Source organism: Streptomyces sp. NBC_00083 (assembly GCF_026343295.1).
GTDB lineage: Bacteria > Actinomycetota > Actinomycetes > Streptomycetales > Streptomycetaceae > Streptomyces.
Genome location: NZ_JAPELY010000001.1, coordinates 2,735,869 through 2,752,517, shown reverse-complemented (window position 1 = coordinate 2,752,517; position 16,649 = coordinate 2,735,869). Strand labels below are relative to the sequence as shown.

Annotated in this window: 17 protein-coding genes; 9 read left to right on the top strand and 8 right to left on the bottom strand. The window is 73.2% G+C overall.

Translation table 11 applies throughout. From position 1 onward, the window contains the following. The first annotated feature begins 85 nt into the window (after positions 1-85). A complete protein-coding gene (locus OOJ98_RS12190) occupies positions 86-682 on the top strand; it encodes a Type-2Aa cytolytic delta-endotoxin (RefSeq protein WP_267054660.1) in 597 nt (198 codons plus the stop codon). A gap of 7 nt (positions 683-689) precedes the next feature. Here OOJ98_RS12190 and OOJ98_RS12185 read toward each other — a convergent pair whose 3' ends face one another. From OOJ98_RS12185 to OOJ98_RS12175, 3 genes are all read right to left on the bottom strand, one after another. After that, positions 690-2,399 (bottom strand): ricin-type beta-trefoil lectin domain protein, encoded by a 1,710-nt coding sequence (locus OOJ98_RS12185; RefSeq protein WP_267054659.1) that lies wholly within the window; start codon positions 2,397-2,399, stop codon positions 690-692. A gap of 317 nt (positions 2,400-2,716) precedes the next feature. Continuing rightward, positions 2,717-3,367: a response regulator transcription factor gene (locus tag OOJ98_RS12180; RefSeq protein ID WP_267055615.1), complete on the bottom strand. Its 651-nt coding sequence runs from the start codon at positions 3,365-3,367 to the stop codon at positions 2,717-2,719. 5 nt (positions 3,368-3,372) lie between these two features. After that, positions 3,373-4,578, bottom strand: a complete 1,206-nt coding sequence (locus OOJ98_RS12175; protein WP_267054658.1) for a sensor histidine kinase — start codon at positions 4,576-4,578, stop codon at positions 3,373-3,375. Positions 4,579-4,746: 168 nt separating this feature from the next. Between OOJ98_RS12175 and OOJ98_RS12170 the strand changes: the two genes are divergently transcribed. From OOJ98_RS12170 to lepB, 3 genes are all read left to right on the top strand, one after another. Then, positions 4,747-5,265, top strand: a complete 519-nt coding sequence (locus OOJ98_RS12170) for a YceI family protein (RefSeq protein ID WP_267054657.1) — start codon at positions 4,747-4,749, stop codon at positions 5,263-5,265. 152 nt (positions 5,266-5,417) lie between these two features. After that, the gene (locus tag OOJ98_RS12165; protein ID WP_267054656.1) at positions 5,418-6,524 is read left to right on the top strand and encodes an esterase family protein; all 1,107 of its coding nucleotides are present in this window, start codon (positions 5,418-5,420) and stop codon (positions 6,522-6,524) included. Between the two features lie 169 nt (positions 6,525-6,693). Next, positions 6,694-7,563 carry a signal peptidase I gene (gene lepB, locus OOJ98_RS12160; RefSeq protein WP_267054655.1) on the top strand — a complete coding sequence of 290 codons (870 nt, stop codon included), beginning with the start codon at positions 6,694-6,696 and terminating at the stop codon, positions 7,561-7,563. Here lepB and OOJ98_RS12155 read toward each other — a convergent pair. The 4 genes from OOJ98_RS12155 to OOJ98_RS12140 all read right to left on the bottom strand — a co-directional run bounded on the left by OOJ98_RS12155 (position 7,524) and on the right by OOJ98_RS12140 (position 10,686). Continuing rightward, positions 7,524-8,024 (bottom strand): hypothetical protein, encoded by a 501-nt coding sequence (locus OOJ98_RS12155; protein ID WP_267054654.1) that lies wholly within the window; start codon positions 8,022-8,024, stop codon positions 7,524-7,526. The two genes, lepB and OOJ98_RS12155, sit on opposite strands and share 40 nt — an antisense overlap. Next, on the bottom strand, positions 8,021-8,689 hold the full coding sequence (locus OOJ98_RS12150; protein ID WP_267054653.1) for an RNA polymerase sigma factor: 669 nt from the start codon (positions 8,687-8,689) through the stop codon (positions 8,021-8,023). Before OOJ98_RS12150 ends, OOJ98_RS12155 begins: the two co-directional genes overlap by 4 nt. Positions 8,690-8,767: 78 nt before the next feature. Continuing rightward, positions 8,768-9,289 (bottom strand): LPXTG cell wall anchor domain-containing protein, encoded by a 522-nt coding sequence (locus tag OOJ98_RS12145; RefSeq protein ID WP_267054652.1) that lies wholly within the window; start codon positions 9,287-9,289, stop codon positions 8,768-8,770. Positions 9,290-9,450: 161 nt separating this feature from the next. Further along, positions 9,451-10,686, bottom strand: a complete 1,236-nt coding sequence (locus OOJ98_RS12140; RefSeq protein ID WP_267054651.1) for a carbohydrate-binding protein — start codon at positions 10,684-10,686, stop codon at positions 9,451-9,453. A gap of 250 nt (positions 10,687-10,936) precedes the next feature. Between OOJ98_RS12140 and OOJ98_RS12135 the strand changes: the two genes are divergently transcribed. The 5 genes from OOJ98_RS12135 (at position 10,937) to OOJ98_RS12115 (ending at position 15,810) form a co-directional block, all read left to right on the top strand. Beyond that, the gene (locus OOJ98_RS12135; RefSeq protein ID WP_267054650.1) at positions 10,937-12,094 is read left to right on the top strand and encodes a D-alanyl-D-alanine carboxypeptidase family protein; all 1,158 of its coding nucleotides are present in this window, start codon (positions 10,937-10,939) and stop codon (positions 12,092-12,094) included. A 340-nt stretch (positions 12,095-12,434) separates the two neighbouring features. After that, positions 12,435-12,881: a subtilase-type protease inhibitor gene (locus tag OOJ98_RS12130; RefSeq protein ID WP_267054649.1), complete on the top strand. Its 447-nt coding sequence runs from the start codon at positions 12,435-12,437 to the stop codon at positions 12,879-12,881. 159 nt (positions 12,882-13,040) lie between these two features. After that, positions 13,041-14,126, top strand: a complete 1,086-nt coding sequence (locus tag OOJ98_RS12125; RefSeq protein WP_267054648.1) for a phosphatidylinositol-specific phospholipase C domain-containing protein — start codon at positions 13,041-13,043, stop codon at positions 14,124-14,126. Between the two features lie 394 nt (positions 14,127-14,520). Continuing rightward, complete coding sequence (locus OOJ98_RS12120) at positions 14,521-14,928, top strand: tyrosinase cofactor (RefSeq protein WP_267054647.1); 408 nt, start codon at positions 14,521-14,523, stop codon at positions 14,926-14,928. A gap of 54 nt (positions 14,929-14,982) precedes the next feature. Continuing rightward, positions 14,983-15,810: a tyrosinase family protein gene (locus tag OOJ98_RS12115; protein WP_267054646.1), complete on the top strand. Its 828-nt coding sequence runs from the start codon at positions 14,983-14,985 to the stop codon at positions 15,808-15,810. Here OOJ98_RS12115 and OOJ98_RS12110 read toward each other — a convergent pair. Further along, the gene (locus OOJ98_RS12110) at positions 15,807-16,631 is read right to left on the bottom strand and encodes a methyltransferase domain-containing protein (protein WP_267054645.1); all 825 of its coding nucleotides are present in this window, start codon (positions 16,629-16,631) and stop codon (positions 15,807-15,809) included. The genes OOJ98_RS12115 and OOJ98_RS12110 overlap by 4 nt on opposite strands. Between the last annotated feature and the right edge of the window lie 18 nt (positions 16,632-16,649).

Sequence of the window (16,649 nt, the reverse complement as noted above, 5' to 3'; positions counted from 1 at the left end):
TGTGAGACCGCTCTGCCGCTCGCCGGCCGCTTGGGCATACTGGCGCGTCGGCATTTGATCACTTCCAACCCCCTCGGGAGCAGCCATGGTTGACCGGGCCACCACCACAAGGGCCGCGTTCAAGACGGTCGTCGAAGTCGGCCAGGACGCCATCGGTCAGATGCGGGCCGCCGAGGCCGCGCTCCAGGAGGCGATCGCCCCGGCGGCCGGCGACTTCGACTTCGGGGCCGTGCGCTCGGCGGCACGCGCCCTGCCGGACAGCACCCTCGTCAAGATCATTCCCGGTTTCGGTCTCCAGGAGACCGCACCCGTCCAGGTCATGGTGCTCACGCTGAAGCAGGCCGTGCGCCAGGCCCTGGTCGAGCCCTTCGGGAACGCCGCGTTCTGGGAGCGCACGGACGCCGCGCTCGCCGAGGTCTTCATCGGCCTCGGCGACCAGGACGGAGCGCCCCACCTCACCTTCCGGGACGCCGCCGACGGCACCCGCTACTTCTACAACCTGCTCTTCGCGCTCCAGGACGAGGAGACCGCCGGGCACCTGTACCTCGTCGCCCTCCGGGTCGAGGTGAGCGTGGCCGCGGACCGGGCGACGCTCCTGGCGCTCGGCGCCGAGGACACCGCCGCGGTGACGCTCCGCGTCGATGCCATCAGCGTGCGCCAGGGGCTCGCCCCGACCGGCTGAGCCGTCCTCACACGGGAAGCGCCCAGGTCTGGTTGGCCTGGTGGGCGCCGCAGGTCCAGGTGTCGAGCCTGGTCCCGGCGGCCGTGCCGCCCCCGTACACATCGAGGCAGAGCCCCGAGGCGGCGTTGACCAGCGCGCCGTCCGCTTCGGGCGTCCAGCGCTGGGCGTCGCCGCCCGTGCAGGAGGACAGGACGGCCGCGCCGCCGGCTCCGCCGCTCGCGGTCAGGCACTTGCCGAGCGACCGTACGGTGGCGTCGCCGGCCATGGTCCAGCGCTGGTTGGCGTTGCCGGTGCACGGATACAGGACCACCGGGGTGCCGTTGGCGCTGCCGCCGCCGGACACGTCCGCGCAGTTCGCGCCGTTGCCGGTGAGCTGCCCGGTGGGCACGGCCGGGGCGCAGCCGGGGCCCGGCGTGAGCCGCCAGATCGCGGTGCCGTGGGCGGGGACGGTCGCGGTGAGCGCCGACGAGGTGCTCGAACTCGCGCCGCTCCAGAGGTTCTTGGCGCTCACCCGGCAGCCGGGCAGGCCGACCGAGGCGAGGCTCGTGGACACGGTCCGGGCCGTGGAGGAGCGGTTGAGCACGGCCACCGCCCGGTCGCCGCCGGCCAGCGGGCGGGCAAGCACGTCGGTGGTGCCGTCGGTGGCGACCACCGCGGCCTGGCGTCCGAGGCGGTCCTGGTCGACGGCGACGAGACCGGCGTTGCCGAGGGCGGCGAGGCCGGCCGGGGCGAGGGCCGACACGTCGGAGGAGAGGATCAGCGGGGCGGCCATCATCGACCAGAGCGCCACCTGGCTGCGCGCTTCGTCGGCGGTCAGACCGGGGTCACCGGCGAGCAGGAAGTCGGGGTCGTTCCAGTTGCCCGGCCCGGCGTAGCGGCCGAGCCAGCGGTTGTAGCCGTAGTTGTGCAGGACGCTCGCCCAGCGGCTCGCGGTCGGCTTCTGCGGGTTGTAGACGACGATGTCGGTGCCCTCGCGCCAGAGCTCACCGTCCTTGCCGACCCACGAGAGCACGGAGAACCAGTCGGAGCTGCCCCATTCGGTGTTCGGCTGGAAGTAGGCGGGCGCCGACTCGGAGAAGACGATGTCACGGCCGGAGGCCGCGATGGCCTCGGCCTCGCGGTCGTACGCCTCCCGGTAGGCCTCTTCCTTGGTCTGGCCGGAGGCGACGTACATGTTGCAGCCGTCGAGCTTGAGGTAGTCCACGCCCCAGGAGGCGAACGTGGCGGTGTCCTGCGCGAAGTGGTCCTCGCCGCCGCCCTGGGGGCGCCCGCTGCCGGGGTATCCCTCGCAGGTGGCCGAGCCCGCGTCCTCGTAGATGCCGAACTTCAGGCCGCGCCCGTGCAGATAGGAGCCGAGCCAGGCCATGCCGTGCGGGAACCGCACCGGGTCGGCGACGAGGCCGCCCGCGCCGTCGCGGCTCCTGGCCATCCAGCAGTCGTCCACGGTGACGGTGGAGTAGCCCTTGGCGGCGAGGCCCGAGGAGACCAGCGCGTCGGCGTTGCGCACGACGGTCTGTTCGCTGATGTCGCACATGTAGTGGGCCCAGTTGTTCCACCCCATGGGCGGGGCCGCGGCCCGCGGCGCGCTCCGGGGCGCCGTGGACGGTGCGTGGGGGGCGGCGGCCGAGGCGAAGGCCCCGGTCGCGGTCAGCGGGACGGCGAGCAGCGCGGCCAGCAGGGCGGCGGCTCTTGTCCGGCGGGGGGAGAGTGACGGCACGGCAGATTCCTTCCTGGCCCGGCCGATGGGGGCCCGAGCGCCATGCGTAGGAGGGCGGGGAAGGTGCCGATCCCGCCGGCACGAGCCTGCCGGAGGGCACCCGCCGGTGCGGTACAGCTGCTCGCTCTTGTCGACGGCTCCCATCGAGCGGGCAGGATCAAGCATCCGCCGCGCCCGGCGCCGGGCCCCGCATTGCCACGGCGTGTCCGGGCCCGGTCGGTCCGCCGCCGGCGCGCGGCGCCGCGCGCACGCCTGCGCGGGCCCCTGGGCCGGACGGCTCAACTCACGCCGTGGTGAAGGTAGTTGGGGAGAACTTGCTACGGGGCTACGATGCCCGCGTCGTGGGCGAGCACTCCGGCCTGCGTGCGATTGGCGCATTCCAGTTTGTCGAGCATGCGCGACACGTATCCCTTGACGGTCGCCTCCGACAGGTGGAGCCGGGCCGCGATCCGCGCGTTGGAGAGCCCCTCCCCCAGGCCCGCGAGGACCTCCGCCTCCCGCTCGGTCAGGCGGGCGACGCGTTCGCGGGCGCGGTCGCGGGCCGACAGGGCGTCGGTCGAGGCCGCGACGAGCCGGCGGGCCGCGGCGGGCGACAGCACGGTGTGCCCCTCGGCGGCCACCCGCACCAGGCCGATGAGGTCCTCCGGCGGCGTGGACTTCACCAGGAACCCGGAGGCGCCGGCGCGCAGCGCGCGCAGGACGTACTGGTCGGCGTCGAACGTCGTCAGCACCACCACCGGCGGCATGTCCCCGCCCCTGGCCAGCCGCTCGATGGCGGTGATGCCGTCCATGCCCGGCATGCGCAGGTCCATGAGGACGACATCGGGCCGCTGCTCGCGGACCGCGGCCACGCCCGCCGCGCCGTCGTGCGCCTCGGCGACCACCTCGATGTCGTCGGCCGAGCCGAGGATCGTGCGCAGGAACCCGCACACCATCGCCTCGTCGTCCACCACCACCACGCGCACCACCGGTCTCACACCACCGATTCCGCTGTCGGTACATAGGCGGGCAGGTCGGCCGCCACGCAGAACCCGCCGTCGGGTTCGGGTCCCGCCAGCAGGCTGCCATGAACGAGTTCGACGCGACGGCGAAGGCCCGTGATGCCGAGGCCCGAACCGGTGCGTGCCAGCTCCGCGTCGGGGCTCCCGCTCGGCCGGGTGTTGCGTACGGCGACGCGGACCCGGCTCTCCTCGTACTCCACGCGTACGGTGACGCGGGCGCCCGCGGCGTGCTTGTGCACATTGGTCAGCGCCTCGCGCACGATGCGGTACGTGGTGCGGCCGACCACCGGGGAGGCGAGCGCGCGGTCGCCGCGCTCGATCAGCTCGGCCGGGATGCCCGCCGCCGTCGACTCGGCGACGAGTGCGGCCAGTCCACCGGGCACGGGGGCGCGGTCCTCCTCGGGCTCGGTGCGCAGGATGCCGACGAGGTCCCGCAGCTCCTCCAGGGCCTGGCAGCCGGCCGCCCGGAGCTCCTCCGCCGCCCGCCGGGTCGCCTCGTCGGGCGCGGTCACGCGCAGCGCGCCGGCCTGGAGCACCATCAGGCTCACGCGGTGCGTCACCACGTCGTGCATCTCGCCGGCGAGGCGGGCGCGTTCCTCGGCGCACGCCTGCTCGGCGAGCAGATGGCGCTCGCGTTCGGCCCGTTCGGCGCGTTCGGTCAGGGCGCACACCAGGCGCCTGCGCGCATCGAAGTAGAGCGCGAGCAGCGGGCCGGCCGCCGTGCGCAGCAGGCCGATGGAGATGACGGTGAAGGACGGCTCCCAGGGCCTGGCGACGACGAGCGTGAACAGGCCGATGACGAGGAACATCAGGCGCCGGTCGCGGGCGGTCCTGCCGTAGAAGACCGGTCCGTACGCGGCGAGCGCCGTCGAGAACGGGGCCCAGACGTTGCCCGCGTGGGCGGGTGTCAGGGCGTGCACGGGCGAGATCAGCAGGGTCACGGCGAGGGTGAACGCGCCGAGCACGGCGACCACCGTCAGGGGCGCCCTGCGCCGGGCCACCAGCGTGAGACAGGCCACCACCTGGAGGCCGAGCAGCGCCCAGGCGAGGGTGCCGGGCCGCTCGGGCCACCAGGTCGCGCCGGTCAGCGTGGCCGCGGTGTCGGCGAGCGTGAAGCAGAGGGCGATCGCCGCGTCCACGACGTGGGGATGCCGACGGTGCCAGGGTCCGTCACTCATGCCGTTCACGGTAGGTCACGCTCGGGCGGCCCCGCCGGAACAGCCGCCATCCGGCCCGGCACACCCTACGAAAGTCGTACGGGACCCGGGATCGCCCGCCTTTCGTCGCCCGGCGTCCCTCCCGACCGCTCTGCCGCGCGGCAGGTGTCCCGCGGTGCAATCGGATCCATGGACACCAACCAGGCAACCCCCGCCCCGGCGGCGCCCGCCCTCGGCCACTACGCGATCGACCCGGCCGCCTCCACCGTCGCGTTCACGACCCGGCACGTCTTCGGGCTCCTGCCGGTGCGCGGCACCTTCGCGCTCCGCTCGGGAAGCGTCGACGTCGCCGAGCCGCTGGGCGCTTCCCGGGTGCGCGCCGAGATCGACGCGGCGAGCTTCACCACCGGCAGCCGGCAGCGGGACCGGGCCGTGCGCTCGGCACGCTTCCTGGACGCCGGACGTCATCCGCTGATCACCTTCACCGCGGACCGCGTCGAGGCCACCACGGTGGCGGGCGTCCTCACGGTGTGCGGGAGCGCCCGGCCGGTGACCCTGTCCATCGGGGAATCGGCCTGCGGCGCGGGCTGGTTCACGGCCCGCGCCACCGTGCGGGTCGACCGGACGGCGTTCGGGGTGACGGCGTCCCGGGGCATGGCGGGGCGGCATCTCGATGTGACGGTAGGGGTGCGGTGCGTCCGCGCCTGAGGGCCGCGGGCACCGGGGCGTCCTCGACGGATCGAGCACTTTCACAAGATTTGTAAGACAAATCCGGAACCCGAGGGCCGCTCCCGACCATCAGCCCAGGTGGAACGAACACCCCTGCCCTCGGGCCACCAGAACCACCCGGAGCTATCGCAATGACCCACCCCCGCAACGGGGCCTACCAGTCCCGGGGCCACCGCCGGGCCAACCGCGCCAAACGCTGGATACTCGGCGTCGTCGCCGTCACCGCGCTCGGTCTGATCGCGTGGCCCGTCCTGAACTACTTCGACGTCTTCTCCGACAAGGGCGACGCGATCAGTTTCGGATCGGGCGGGGGCGGGGGCGACAAGCCGGGCGGCGGCGACGCGGGCAAGCCCGATTCCCAGGTCCTCATGCCGACCGGCCCCGAGGCCAAGTTCACGGTGGCCGGCACGGTGCCCGAGAACGACACGAAGATCGCGGTGACGACCCTCGCGGGCAAGAAGTCGGGCTTCAAGGGCAAGGTGTGGGTGTGGGTCCCGCCGGAGTACAAGGACCCGAAGTACGCCAAGAGCGGCTTTCCCGTGATGGTGGCGCTGCCCGGCGGCGCCGGCTACCCGACCAACTACTGGATGGGCACCGACCTCAAGCTGGAGTCGAGCATCTCCACGTGGTCCAAGGAGGGCAAGAGCCTCCCGTTCATCCTGGCGATGCCGGTCCTCAATCCCCATCCGGACACGGGCGGCCTGTACTGGGACGCCAGCGACATCCCCGGCCAGCCGAAGATGGGCACCTGGCTGACGGAGGACGTGCCCGACCTCATCAAGGCCAACTTCCGTACCGTCAAGTCCCGTGACGGCTGGGCGTTCATGGGGTCGTCCACCGGGGGCTTCGCGGGGCTCAAGAGCGTGCTGCAGAAGCCCGGCCAGTTCAAGGCCGTCATCGCCTCGGGACCCGACATCGTCCCCGATTCACGGCTGTGGGCCGGGCACGACAAGGAGAAGGCGGAGAACAACCCGAACGTCCTCGCGCAGAAGCTGATCGCCGCGAAGGGCCCGGACGTCTATCTCGCCTTCCAGGTGGGCACCGTGGGCTCCGACGCCGAGGCCAAGCCGAAGATCGAGCAGTTCATCGCCAAGTACACCAAGGGCCCGGTCAAGACGAAGCTCAGCGTCATACAGGGCGGTGGCCACAACGCCAAGACGTATGTGCCGAACATGGCCGCCGGCGGCCTGATCCAGTGGATCAGCCAGCACATGCAGGGTCCCGTCCCCGCCTCCTGAGCGGCACCGGGCCCTTCGCCGGAACGCCCCGGGTCCTTCGGATGCAGGAATGCGGCCGAACACCCCCCGAAGCCCCCGGGGAACGGGGCGGGCGGGAACTACCGTTCGTCGGGCAGAGCGCGGATCCAGACGTCCGGTGCCGGACCGCAGACGGAACGAAGGAGCAGGCGTGGGGAATTCAGCGGTCGGCGCGGGCGGGACCACGGGGACCGACGGCGCGGAGCCGGACGGTCCGGACGGCGCCGGGCGCGGCAGGCACCCCCGCTCCTTCTGGAGGGAACTGCCGATCCTCGTCGGCGTCGCGCTGGTCCTCGCGCTGCTCATCAAGACGTTCCTGTTGCAGGCGTTCTCCATCCCGTCCGAGTCGATGCAGAACACGCTGCAGCCCGGCGACCGCGTCCTCGTCGACAAGCTGACGCCCTGGTTCGGCTCCGAGCCGGGGCGCGGCGAGGTCGTCGTCTTCCACGACCCCGACGACTGGCTCGGCGGCGAGCCGACGGCGCACCCCAACGTCGTGCAGAAGGCCCTGTCGTTCATCGGCCTGCTCCCGTCGGCCAATGAACACGACCTGATCAAACGGGTCATCGGGGTGGCGGGTGACACCGTGGAGTGCAAGGGCACCGGTCCTTTGACGGTCAACGGGAAGGCGCTCGTCGAGCCGTACGTCTATCCCGGCAACACGCCGTGCACCAACGACCAGGACGGCGGCCAGTTCAAGGTGACCGTGCCCAGGGGCAGGATGTGGGTGATGGGCGACCACCGGCAGGACTCGGAGGACTCCCGCTACCACCAGGCCGACAAGAACCACGGGCTCGTCCCGGTCGACGAGGCCGTGGGCCGCGCCTTCGTGATCGCGTGGCCCGTCACCCGCTGGGCGACGCTGCCGGTGCCCGCCACCTTCGACCAGGCGGGCATCGACACCACGGCGGCCGGCCTCGCGCCGGGCGCGCTCGCACTGGTGGGCGCGGCGCCCGCGGTGGTGTGGCGCCGTCGGACCCGTCAGCGCGCCGTGGGCCGCGGCGGCGAAGCGGACCGCTGAGGCACGGCGCCGCGCGAGGGCTGCGACATCCGTGGCGTCGCCGGGGCCTTCGAGGGCGCGGCGGGCGGCGTCCCGCCGGGGCGCGGCCAGGGCGTCACCGAGGGCGGATCGCTGGGCACCGGCGAGGGCGCCGGGCCGGGCGTCCCGGACGGCGCGGCCGTCGGCGGGGGCTTGACCGGGCCGGGCGAGTTCGCGGGCAGCGGATGCCGCTCGACGGGGCCCGAGGTGACGGCGACGTAGCCGATGGCCACGGCGGCGGCCGTGGCGAGCCCGGCCAGCGGCAGGGCGAACCGGCGCAGCCGCAGCCGCGCCAGCGGGGCACGGCGCTGCGCGGGGCCCGGCGGTTCGGCGGGCCGCAGGTCGGTGACGGTGATGGTGTCCGCGCGGGCGGCGAGCGCCGCGCGCAGCCGCCGCTCGACGGGCCGCCCGGGGGTTTCGGGCTCGCTCCATGGGCCGCTCATGCCCGTGCCTCCAGGATCTTCTCCAGCGAGTCGAGGGCACGGCTCGCGAGGGACTTCACCGAGCCCCGGCTGATGCCGAGGGTCGTCGCGATCTCCGCCTCCGTGAGGTCGCTCCAGTACCGCAGGACCAGCACTTCGCGCCGGCGTGCCGTCAACTGCCCGAGTGCGGCGAGCACTTCGCGGTGTTCCTCGTCGAGGACCACGCGTTCTTCGGCGGACGGGGCGTCGGGGACGTGGGGCGGGGTGTAGCCGCGTGCGGTGCGGCGCCGGCGCAGCACGGAGCGCGAGGCGTTGACGACGGCGGTGCGCAGATAGGCGAGGGCGTTGTCGATCTCCTCGATGCGCTCGCCGTGGCGCCGGTAGAGCGCGGTGAAGGCGTCCTGCACGACGTCCTCGGCGCTGGCCCGGTCGTCGACCAGCATGACGGCCAAGTGCACCATTTTGAGCCGGTGGGCGTGGTAGAGCTCGCTCACCGTCGGCGGCGCGGTACCGGGATCGCGGACCGTGCCGGACGCGCCCAGGCCGGATCTCGCCGCTCCCGGCGTGAACGGCTCCGCGCGCGCCCCGCCCCGGGCGGTACGGCCGCGGCGCAGCAGGCCGGGCCACCGGGGCGCGCGCAGGCGCGGGAAGAGGGCGGCCGGGTGCGGGGCGGCGGTGTACTCCATCAGTTCCTCGGGTGCGCGGGCAGCGCCCCGCCCCGCTCGTGGCGGGACGGGGCCGTGGCGTGCCTCGGTTCTCGTGCGTCAGCTCTGGTGGCGCCGCCGGACGGCGTAGACGGCGCCGACGCCCGCGAGGATCAGCGCGCCGGCTCCGACACCCATCACCGTGGTGGCCGTGGACGAGGCCCCAGTATGGGCGAGCTCCTTCTGGTCGGCGGGGGCGGGGGCCGCGGCCGGGGCACTGGGTGCCGCGCTCGGTTCGCCCGGAGCGGGGGCCGCCGCGGGCGCGCTGGGTGCCACGCTCGGCTCGGCCGCCGCGGTGGGGGGCTGGGTCGCCGGCACGGCCCGGGGCTCGGTGACCGCCGGCTCGGCCGTGGGCTGCGCGGCCGTGGGCCTGCTCTCGCCCGCCCGCTTGACCGGCGAGGAGACGGTGGTGCGGGCCTTGGCCACGGCGGCCGGGGCGGAACCGGCCGGCTGGTCGGCGTACGCGGTGCCGGCGAGCGCGGGGACGGCGAGGGCCAGGAGCAGGCCCGTGGCCGCCGCGGCGGCGAGACGGCGCGGGGTGCGGGGCGCGGTGGTGGCGGAAGTGTGCTGAGGGACGGTCACGTTGTGCTTCTCCACGGTCGGCGGTGAGGGCGCGGAATTCGCGCCTTCACCCCTGACGACGTGCGGCGGCGACGGGGGTTGCCGATGTCGTGGAGAAATCTTCGGAACCCGGCGGGGCTCCGGCCGGCGCGGTGCGCGGGCCGGAGCCGTGCGGCGGGGAATCAGCAGGCGCCCTCGTCCTGCCAGACCCCCCACTCCCCCGTGGTGCCGGGCTCCTCGTTCTGCGTCCACCACTTGGCCTTCCAGGTGTGGCCGTTGTGGGAGACCTCGTTGCCCTGGGTGTAGACCGCGCCGGAGGTCCAGGCCGCCGCCGCGCAGGTGCCGCCGCCGCCGGGCGAGGAGGGCGGCGGGGAGGACGGGGGCGGGGAGTCGGGAGGGGTCGCGCCGGCGAACTTCACCGAGTACTTGGCGAAGTCCCAGGCGGCCTGCGGAACGCTGCTGCACGTTCCGGACGTCCTGCCGTTGTTGTCGGGCGGGGTGCACTGCCGGTCCCGGTTGAGGGACCAGAAGGTGAAGCGGGCCATGTTGTGGCTCGTCGCGTAGTCGAGCACCGTCTGGAAGTCGGCCTGCGAGAAGAACTCGCCGGAGTCGCTGCGCCCGTTCATCCCGGAGAAGCCCTCGTGGGCGTAGGCGGTCGCGGCGCTCCAGCCGAACGTCGACTGGAGGACGGAGTTGAAGTTGGTCAGCGCACCGGTCTGTGCGGCGGCGCCGCTGAACCCGCCGTCGAACGGCATGATCGAGAAGTTGTCCGGCACGAAGCCCTGCGACTTGGCCTCGCTCAGCATCTGCTTGCCGAACCATCCGGTGCCGTCGGCGGTCCCGGCGGTGGTCACCGAGACGTACAGGCCCGGGTTGTTCTGCTGGAGGATCTTGGCGGCGCCGATCTCGTGGGAGATGGCGGCCGTGTTCTCGTACTCCGGCTCTTCGAGGTCGAAGTCGATCGCCTTGAGTCCGTACTTGGTGATGACCTGCTGGTAGGCGGCCGCGGTGGCGTTCGCGTCCGCGCAGTTCTGGCCGAGCTTGGTGCCGCCGTAGCCGCCCACGGAGACCGAGACGTCTCCGCCCTTGGCGCGGATCGAGGAGATGACGCCGGCGACCGCGGTGTCGGACGACACGGGTGCCGTGCCGCCCCACGTGGGGCTGCATCCGCCGCCGTCGGGGGCGAGGACGAAGGCGAGCTGGAAGGCCTTGAGCCCGGTGGCGTCCATGATGGCGGGGGCGTTGGGCGGGTCGTTGTCGAGGGGCATCAGATACGGCGCGGCGGCGTACCAGCGGCTGCCGAGACCGGCGGCGTCCGCGGTCGCGCCGGAGGCCTGGCCGGCGACGAACGAGGTGAGGCCGGCCGCGGCCAGTGCGGCGCTCGCGGCGCCGCAGAGGAGAGCACGAAGTGGCTTCATGTCGAGGTCTCCTGGGGGTGGGAGGGGCTCCCAGAATTGGCCGGTGGCCGGAACACGTCAACGACTTGGACTAGACCATTGCGATTCCTTGAACCAAGGGATCCGGTCCCGGGGCGGCCCGTCACGCCCCCTCCCCCACCCCGCCGGCCGCACCGCCGGGCCCGGGACTCGCCGCCGCAGGATGCCTTCCTGTAGGCCGGACGGCACAAGCCGACCTGCGCGATGCCCGTTCTGTTCCTACGGTGACTGAATGGTCATCAGGTCCGGATTCCGTTCCATGGCGGTGCTCACCGCCACTGCCGCCATCGGTCTGTGCTGCCTCGCCCCGACCCCCGACAGCTCCGCCTCCGTGCCCCAGCCGGGGCCGGGGGCGGGCCAGCAGGTCCGTCTGCGGCCGGGCGCCCCCGCACTTCCGGGCGAGGTGTCGGCCCTCTCGTTCGTGGTCGCCGACGCCCGCACCGGCAAGGTGCTCGCCGCCCGCGACGCCCACCGCAAGCTGCCGCCGGCCAGCACGCTCAAGACGCTGTTCGCGGTCACCGCGCTCCCCCATCTGCGCGCCGAGGACCGGCACACCGTCTCCGAGGAGGATCTGGCCGGCATCGGCGCCGGAAGCAGCCTGGTGGGCGTGGAGGCCGGGCACACGTATCAGGTCTCCGACCTGTGGCGCGGGGTGTTCCTCAGCTCAGGCAACGACGCCGTGCACGTCCTGGCGTCGCTCAACGGCGGCTGGGAGCAGACCGCGGCCCAGATGCAGGCCGAGGCCCGGAAGCTCGGCGCCCTGGACACCGAGGTCGTCTCGCCCGACGGCTACGACACCCCCGGCCAGGTCTCCTCCGCGTTCGACCTCGCGGTCTTCGGCCGTGCGGGGCTCGCCCGCCCGGACTTCGCCGAGTACTGCTCGACCTCGTCGGCCCAGTTCCCCGGCGGGGGCGGCTCGTACGGAATCATGAACACCAACCGCCTGCTCTCCGGGGCCGACGGGGTCGCCCGCTATCCGGGGATCGTCGGCGTCAAGAACGGCTACACCAGCAACGCCGGCAACACCCTGATCGCGGCGGCGAAGCAGGGGGAGCGCACCCTGCTGGTGACCGTCATGAACCCGCAGTCGGGCGGCGGGTTCGAGGTCTACGAGGAGGCGCGCGCCCTCCTGGACTGGGGGTTCGGGGCCTGGGACCACGTGGACGCGGTCGGCTCCCTGGAGCCCGTGCGGCCCACCAGGTCGGCCCAGCACGCCCAGGTGCGCGCCGCGCGGGTGGCGGCGGTCGAGCCCGCCGAGGCGCCGCGCGAGGACGAGTCGTCCTGGACGGTCGCCGGGTCCGCGGCCGCGGCTCTGGCCGCCGTCATGACGGTTCTGATCCTGGTACGCCGCCGTGCCGAGCGCGCTCGCGCGGGACGCCGCCCGCAGTGAGCCCGGCGCGTACGGACCGTGGCCTCGTGGCGGCCGGCGCCGCCGCGTTCCGGAAGGGACCGCGCTCGAACGAATTCTGACTACCCCTCAATTAGGCCTAAGAATCGCAGAATTGATGCTTCGACTGCCTTGAAATCGACGCAACCCCCGTTTACACACCTTTCTTTTGGCCGACCTTGGCCGACGCGGCGACCTGGGCGCCCGCGCGGCGCCCTGCGGGAACGCGGCCCCGGCGGGTGACTTCCCGTGACCGGATGTTTCCGTTGCGTTGCGCGGAGCTCACCGCGGGGGGACAGACTCCTGTTCGTTCTTCGGAAACCGACCCCCAGGAGTGTTCGAAATGCGGAAGATCGCAGCAGTCAGTGCCGTCGCCGTCGCTCTGCTGGCCAATGGACTGGCCGGCACCGGCCTCGGCTCCGCGGCCGCGGCTCCGGCCGGCACCATGCAGCCGATGAGCCTGTACCCGCCGTCCGCCCTCGTGCTCACGATCGAGCCGGGCACCGGCGACCAGCAGAGCGCCGTCCAGCGCGCGGTGACCCTGAGCTGCGCCCCCAAGCCCTCCGGAACCCACCCCGCGCCCGCCGCGGCCTGCGCCGAACTCCGGCGCGCTCAGGGCGACTTCACCGCCCTCGTCGCCCCCGGCGCCCCGCGTCTGTGTACGAAGCTGTGGAACCCGGTCACCGTGCGCGCCGACGGCGTCTGGGACGGCAAGCACGTCAGCCACGTCCAGACCTACGGCAACTCCTGCATGAAGGACGCCGGTTCGGAAGCCGTCTTCGCCTTCTGACCCCGGCTCCGGGCGCCGCCCGCGGATCGGCCCTGCGGCACGGAAGTGACCGCAGGGGGTGACAACTGCATTCCTCCTCGTGTTACTTGACATGTCTTCGCCGCGTCACTCGGCGATGGCACCGTCCCGATGGAATGTCACCCCCCACTTGGAGGAACCGTGTCGGATCCCCGGCCCAGCCGCTTCACGCCCCGGCTGCGGGCAGCCCTGTTCGGCGCGTTCGGCGCCTGCCTCGCCCTCGCCGCGGCCGGCGCCGGCGGCACCGCACAGGCGGCCGGGCCCGAGAGCCTGCCGCTGTCCGGGGCCACCGTCTCCGGCCTGCACAACACCTACGACCCGGCCGCCTTCCCCTATCTGGCGCAGGCCCTGGACACCGGCACCTCGATGATCGAACTCGATGTGTGGGACGACTTCGTCACCAAGGAGTGGAAGGTCAGCCACTCCAACCCCCTGGGCAACAGCAACAACTGCGTCAATGCCTCGACCCCCGGCCAGCTCTATTCGGGCGGCGCCAACAAGGACCTGGAGAGCTGCCTCGACGACGTGCGGGTCTGGCTGGGCGCCCACCCCGGGCACCCGCCGCTCGTCATCAAGCTGGAGATGAAGGCGGGGTTCCAGTCCACCTACGGGCTCGGTCCGGCCCAGCTCGACCAGACGATCAGCGCCCACCTCGGCTCGGCCGTCTTCCGGCCCGCGGATCTGCTCGCCAAGCCGGGCGGCGGCCAGTACGCCACCCTCGACGAGGCGTCGGCCGCGGGCAACTGGCCGAGCCGGCAGCAGCTCGCGGGCAAGGTCATGCTGGAGGTGATCCCGGGCACCGTCGAGGAGGGCAACCCCCTCGACCGGCTGTGGACGGACGTCGAGTACGCGCGCTACCTGCGCGACCTGGCGGCCTCGGGCCGTGTCTCGCAGGCGCAGGTCTTCCCCGCCGTGCACAACGCCCAGGCGGGCGACCCCCGTTCACGCTACGCGGACACCTCGATCCGACCGTGGTTCGTCGTCTTCGACGGTGACGCGGCGACCTATCTCAACGGCAGCATCGACACCGCCTGGTACGACGCCCACCACTACTTCGTCGTCATGACCGACGCGCAGAACGTGGCACCGGCGCTCGACGACAAGAACCCGTCACCGGCGGACGCCCAGGCCCGCGTGGCCCGGCTCGCCGCCGCCCATGCCAGCGTCGCCTCCAACGACTGGACGGCCCTCCCCCAGATCCAGTCGATGGCCCTGCCGCGCGGCTGAACCGACGCCGGACCGACGCCCGCGCCCACCGGTGCCCCCACGGGCCGGTGAGCGCGGGCATCTTCACGCCACTGGCCGGAGCGCGGCGGACGGATCCGGTCAGCTTCGCGGGGTGGGGGACGGTCCCCGGCGCAGGCCGGGACCGGAAGAGTTTCACGGATTTGGCATATTCCAGGGGAAAGTTTCACCCGGTGCCCGCTGATGACACGGAGTCGACAAGATCCCCGCCGTTGAACACTGCACTACGAATCTGGACATGTCCGTATAGCAACCAACCCCTCGGGCCCCTCTTCTCCCTCGGGCGCCCCGGCCGGTAGGCATGGGGGCGGGCCGACCGGCGCCGGGCCCGGTGCCGGTCGGCTCGCCAACTGGCTCCACGCACAAGGGGTTTGCCATGCCACGACCGTTCGCTCCGCCCACCCGCCGCCAGGTCATCGGCGTCACCGCCGGCGCGCTCGCCGGGATCGGCCTCGCGGGCACCGCGCACGCCGCCACCGCCGCCGCGCACACCACCGCGTCGCCCAGCCGTACCACGAACGACGCGCCGCACGACGCGCCCGCCGCCTTCGACGAGGTGTTCCAGGGGCGCCGGATACAGGGCCTGCCCGGCGCCGGGCACCACGCGCACCACGGCGGCGGCTACACCGTACGCGTCGACGGCGACGAGCTGCACGTGATGCGGAACGCCGACGGCACCTGGATCAGCGTCGTGAACCACTACGAGCCCTCCCCCACGCCCCTCGCGCTCGCCCGCGCCGCCGTGCTGGAGCTCCAGGGCGCCGACCTCGTGCCGCTCACCTGATCCGCACCGACGCCACCTCCGCTTCCGTACGCCGGCTCAACCAGGAGCATCCTCATGGCCGTTCGCAAGAACCAGGCGGACCTCACCGCCGCCGAGAAGCGCCGTCTCGTCGACGCGCTGCTTCAGCTCAAGCGCGACGGGAGGTACGACGCCTTCGTCCGCACCCACAACTCCTTCATCATGAGCGACACCGACTCCGGTGACCGGGTCGGCCACCGCTCGCCGTCGTTCCTGCCCTGGCACCGCAGATTCCTCATCGAGTTCGAGCAGGCCCTGCAATCGGTCGACCCCGCGGTCACCGTGCCGTACTGGGACTGGACGGTGGACCGCACGCCCCGCGCCTCGCTGTGGGCGGCCGACTTCCTCGGCGGCACCGGGCGCGCCCGGGACGGCCAGGTGATGGACGGGCCCTTCGCGCACGGCGCGGGCGGCTGGCCCCTCAACGCCCGGGTGGACGGACGGACTTATCTGCGCAGGGCCCTCGGCGCCTCCGTCGCGCAGTTGCCGACCCGGGCCGAGGTCGACGGCGTCCTCGCCATGACGACGTACGACATGGCGCCCTGGAACAGCGCGTCGGACGGCTTCCGCAACCATCTGGAGGGATGGCGCGGGGTCAATCTGCACAACCGCGTCCACGTCTGGGTCGGCGGCAACATGGCGACGGGCGCCTCGCCCAACGACCCGGTGTTCTGGCTGCACCACGCCTTCGTGGACCGGCTCTGGGCGCGGTGGCAGGCCCTTCACCCGGGCTCGCCCTACCTGCCGGCGGCGGGCACCCGCGACGTGGTGGACCTGCACGACACCATGCGGCCCTGGAACGACGTGACCCCGGCAGACCTGCTCGACCACACCCGCTACTACACCTACGACCCGGCCGCCTAGGCCCCGTGGGGGCGGGCGGGGCGCCGGCCCCAGGCCGAGATCATCGGCGAGGTCGCCAGGTCGAGGCGGCCGGCGGCGACGCTCGCCAGATGGAGCTCGATCTCCTCGTCGTCGGCCAGTCCGCGTGCGACGAGCCGGTCCCGCACCTGGCGCACGGTCGCGGCTTCGAGGACGGCCGCGGCGGGCGAGGCGACGGGGAAGTAGGCGTCCGCCTCGACCCCCTCCAGGCCCGACTCCCGCAGCAGGCGCGGGAGTTTGCGGCCGTAGCAGAGGTCGGCGCCGCGTTCGGCGAGGAGTGCGCGAAAGCCCCGGCGCAGACGGTTGGCGCGCTCCTGCTCGGGGCCGTACTCGTCGAGGCAGAGCAGCGGCTGGAGCGCGGGGTCGGCGTCCTCGATCAGCAGGACGCCCCCGGGTCGCAGGGCCTCGGCCATGGTGCGCAGGGCGCGGGCCCGGTCGGTGACGTGGACCAGGACCAGGCGGGCGTGGACGAAGTCGAAGCGGCCGGCGGGCGCCTCGTCCCGGCCCACGTCGTGACGGTCCGTCTCGACCTGCGCCGGGAGCCCGGCTCCGGCCAGCCATCCGGTGTCGAGGTCGGTGGCGAGCACCCGCCCCCGGGGGCCGACCCGTGCGGCGAGGCCGCGCGGCACGGAGGCACCGCCGGCGCCCACCTCCCAGACGTGGTGCCCCGGGCGCAGGCCGAGGGCGTCGAAGTGGCGGAACGTCGAGGCGTCGAAGAGTTCGGCGAGCGCGTCGAAGCGCTCGCCGGCTTCGGTGCGCCGGTTGTCCAGGAGGTATCCGTCGTCCCCGCTCGGCTCGGTCATGGGGATCATGATGGCAGG

What these genes read in the sequence shown, in the direction of transcription:
- OOJ98_RS12190 (WP_267054660.1), top strand. Translation starts at nt 86, where the DNA reads ATGGTTGACCGGGCCACCACCACAAGGGCCGCGTTCAAGACGGTCGTC.
- OOJ98_RS12175 (WP_267054658.1), bottom strand. Translation starts at nt 4,578, where the DNA reads ATGAGTGACGGACCCTGGCACCGTCGGCATCCCCACGTCGTGGACGCG.
- OOJ98_RS12170 (WP_267054657.1), top strand. Translation starts at nt 4,747, where the DNA reads ATGGACACCAACCAGGCAACCCCCGCCCCGGCGGCGCCCGCCCTCGGC.
- OOJ98_RS12165 (WP_267054656.1), top strand. Translation starts at nt 5,418, where the DNA reads ATGACCCACCCCCGCAACGGGGCCTACCAGTCCCGGGGCCACCGCCGG.
- OOJ98_RS12155 (WP_267054654.1), bottom strand. Translation starts at nt 8,024, where the DNA reads ATGAGCGGCCCATGGAGCGAGCCCGAAACCCCCGGGCGGCCCGTCGAG.
- OOJ98_RS12150 (WP_267054653.1), bottom strand. Translation starts at nt 8,689, where the DNA reads ATGGAGTACACCGCCGCCCCGCACCCGGCCGCCCTCTTCCCGCGCCTG.
- OOJ98_RS12140 (WP_267054651.1), bottom strand. Translation starts at nt 10,686, where the DNA reads ATGAAGCCACTTCGTGCTCTCCTCTGCGGCGCCGCGAGCGCCGCACTG.
- OOJ98_RS12135 (WP_267054650.1), top strand. Translation starts at nt 10,937, where the DNA reads ATGGTCATCAGGTCCGGATTCCGTTCCATGGCGGTGCTCACCGCCACT.
- OOJ98_RS12130 (WP_267054649.1), top strand. Translation starts at nt 12,435, where the DNA reads ATGCGGAAGATCGCAGCAGTCAGTGCCGTCGCCGTCGCTCTGCTGGCC.
- OOJ98_RS12120 (WP_267054647.1), top strand. Translation starts at nt 14,521, where the DNA reads ATGCCACGACCGTTCGCTCCGCCCACCCGCCGCCAGGTCATCGGCGTC.
- OOJ98_RS12115 (WP_267054646.1), top strand. Translation starts at nt 14,983, where the DNA reads ATGGCCGTTCGCAAGAACCAGGCGGACCTCACCGCCGCCGAGAAGCGC.
- OOJ98_RS12110 (WP_267054645.1), bottom strand. Translation starts at nt 16,631, where the DNA reads ATGACCGAGCCGAGCGGGGACGACGGATACCTCCTGGACAACCGGCGC.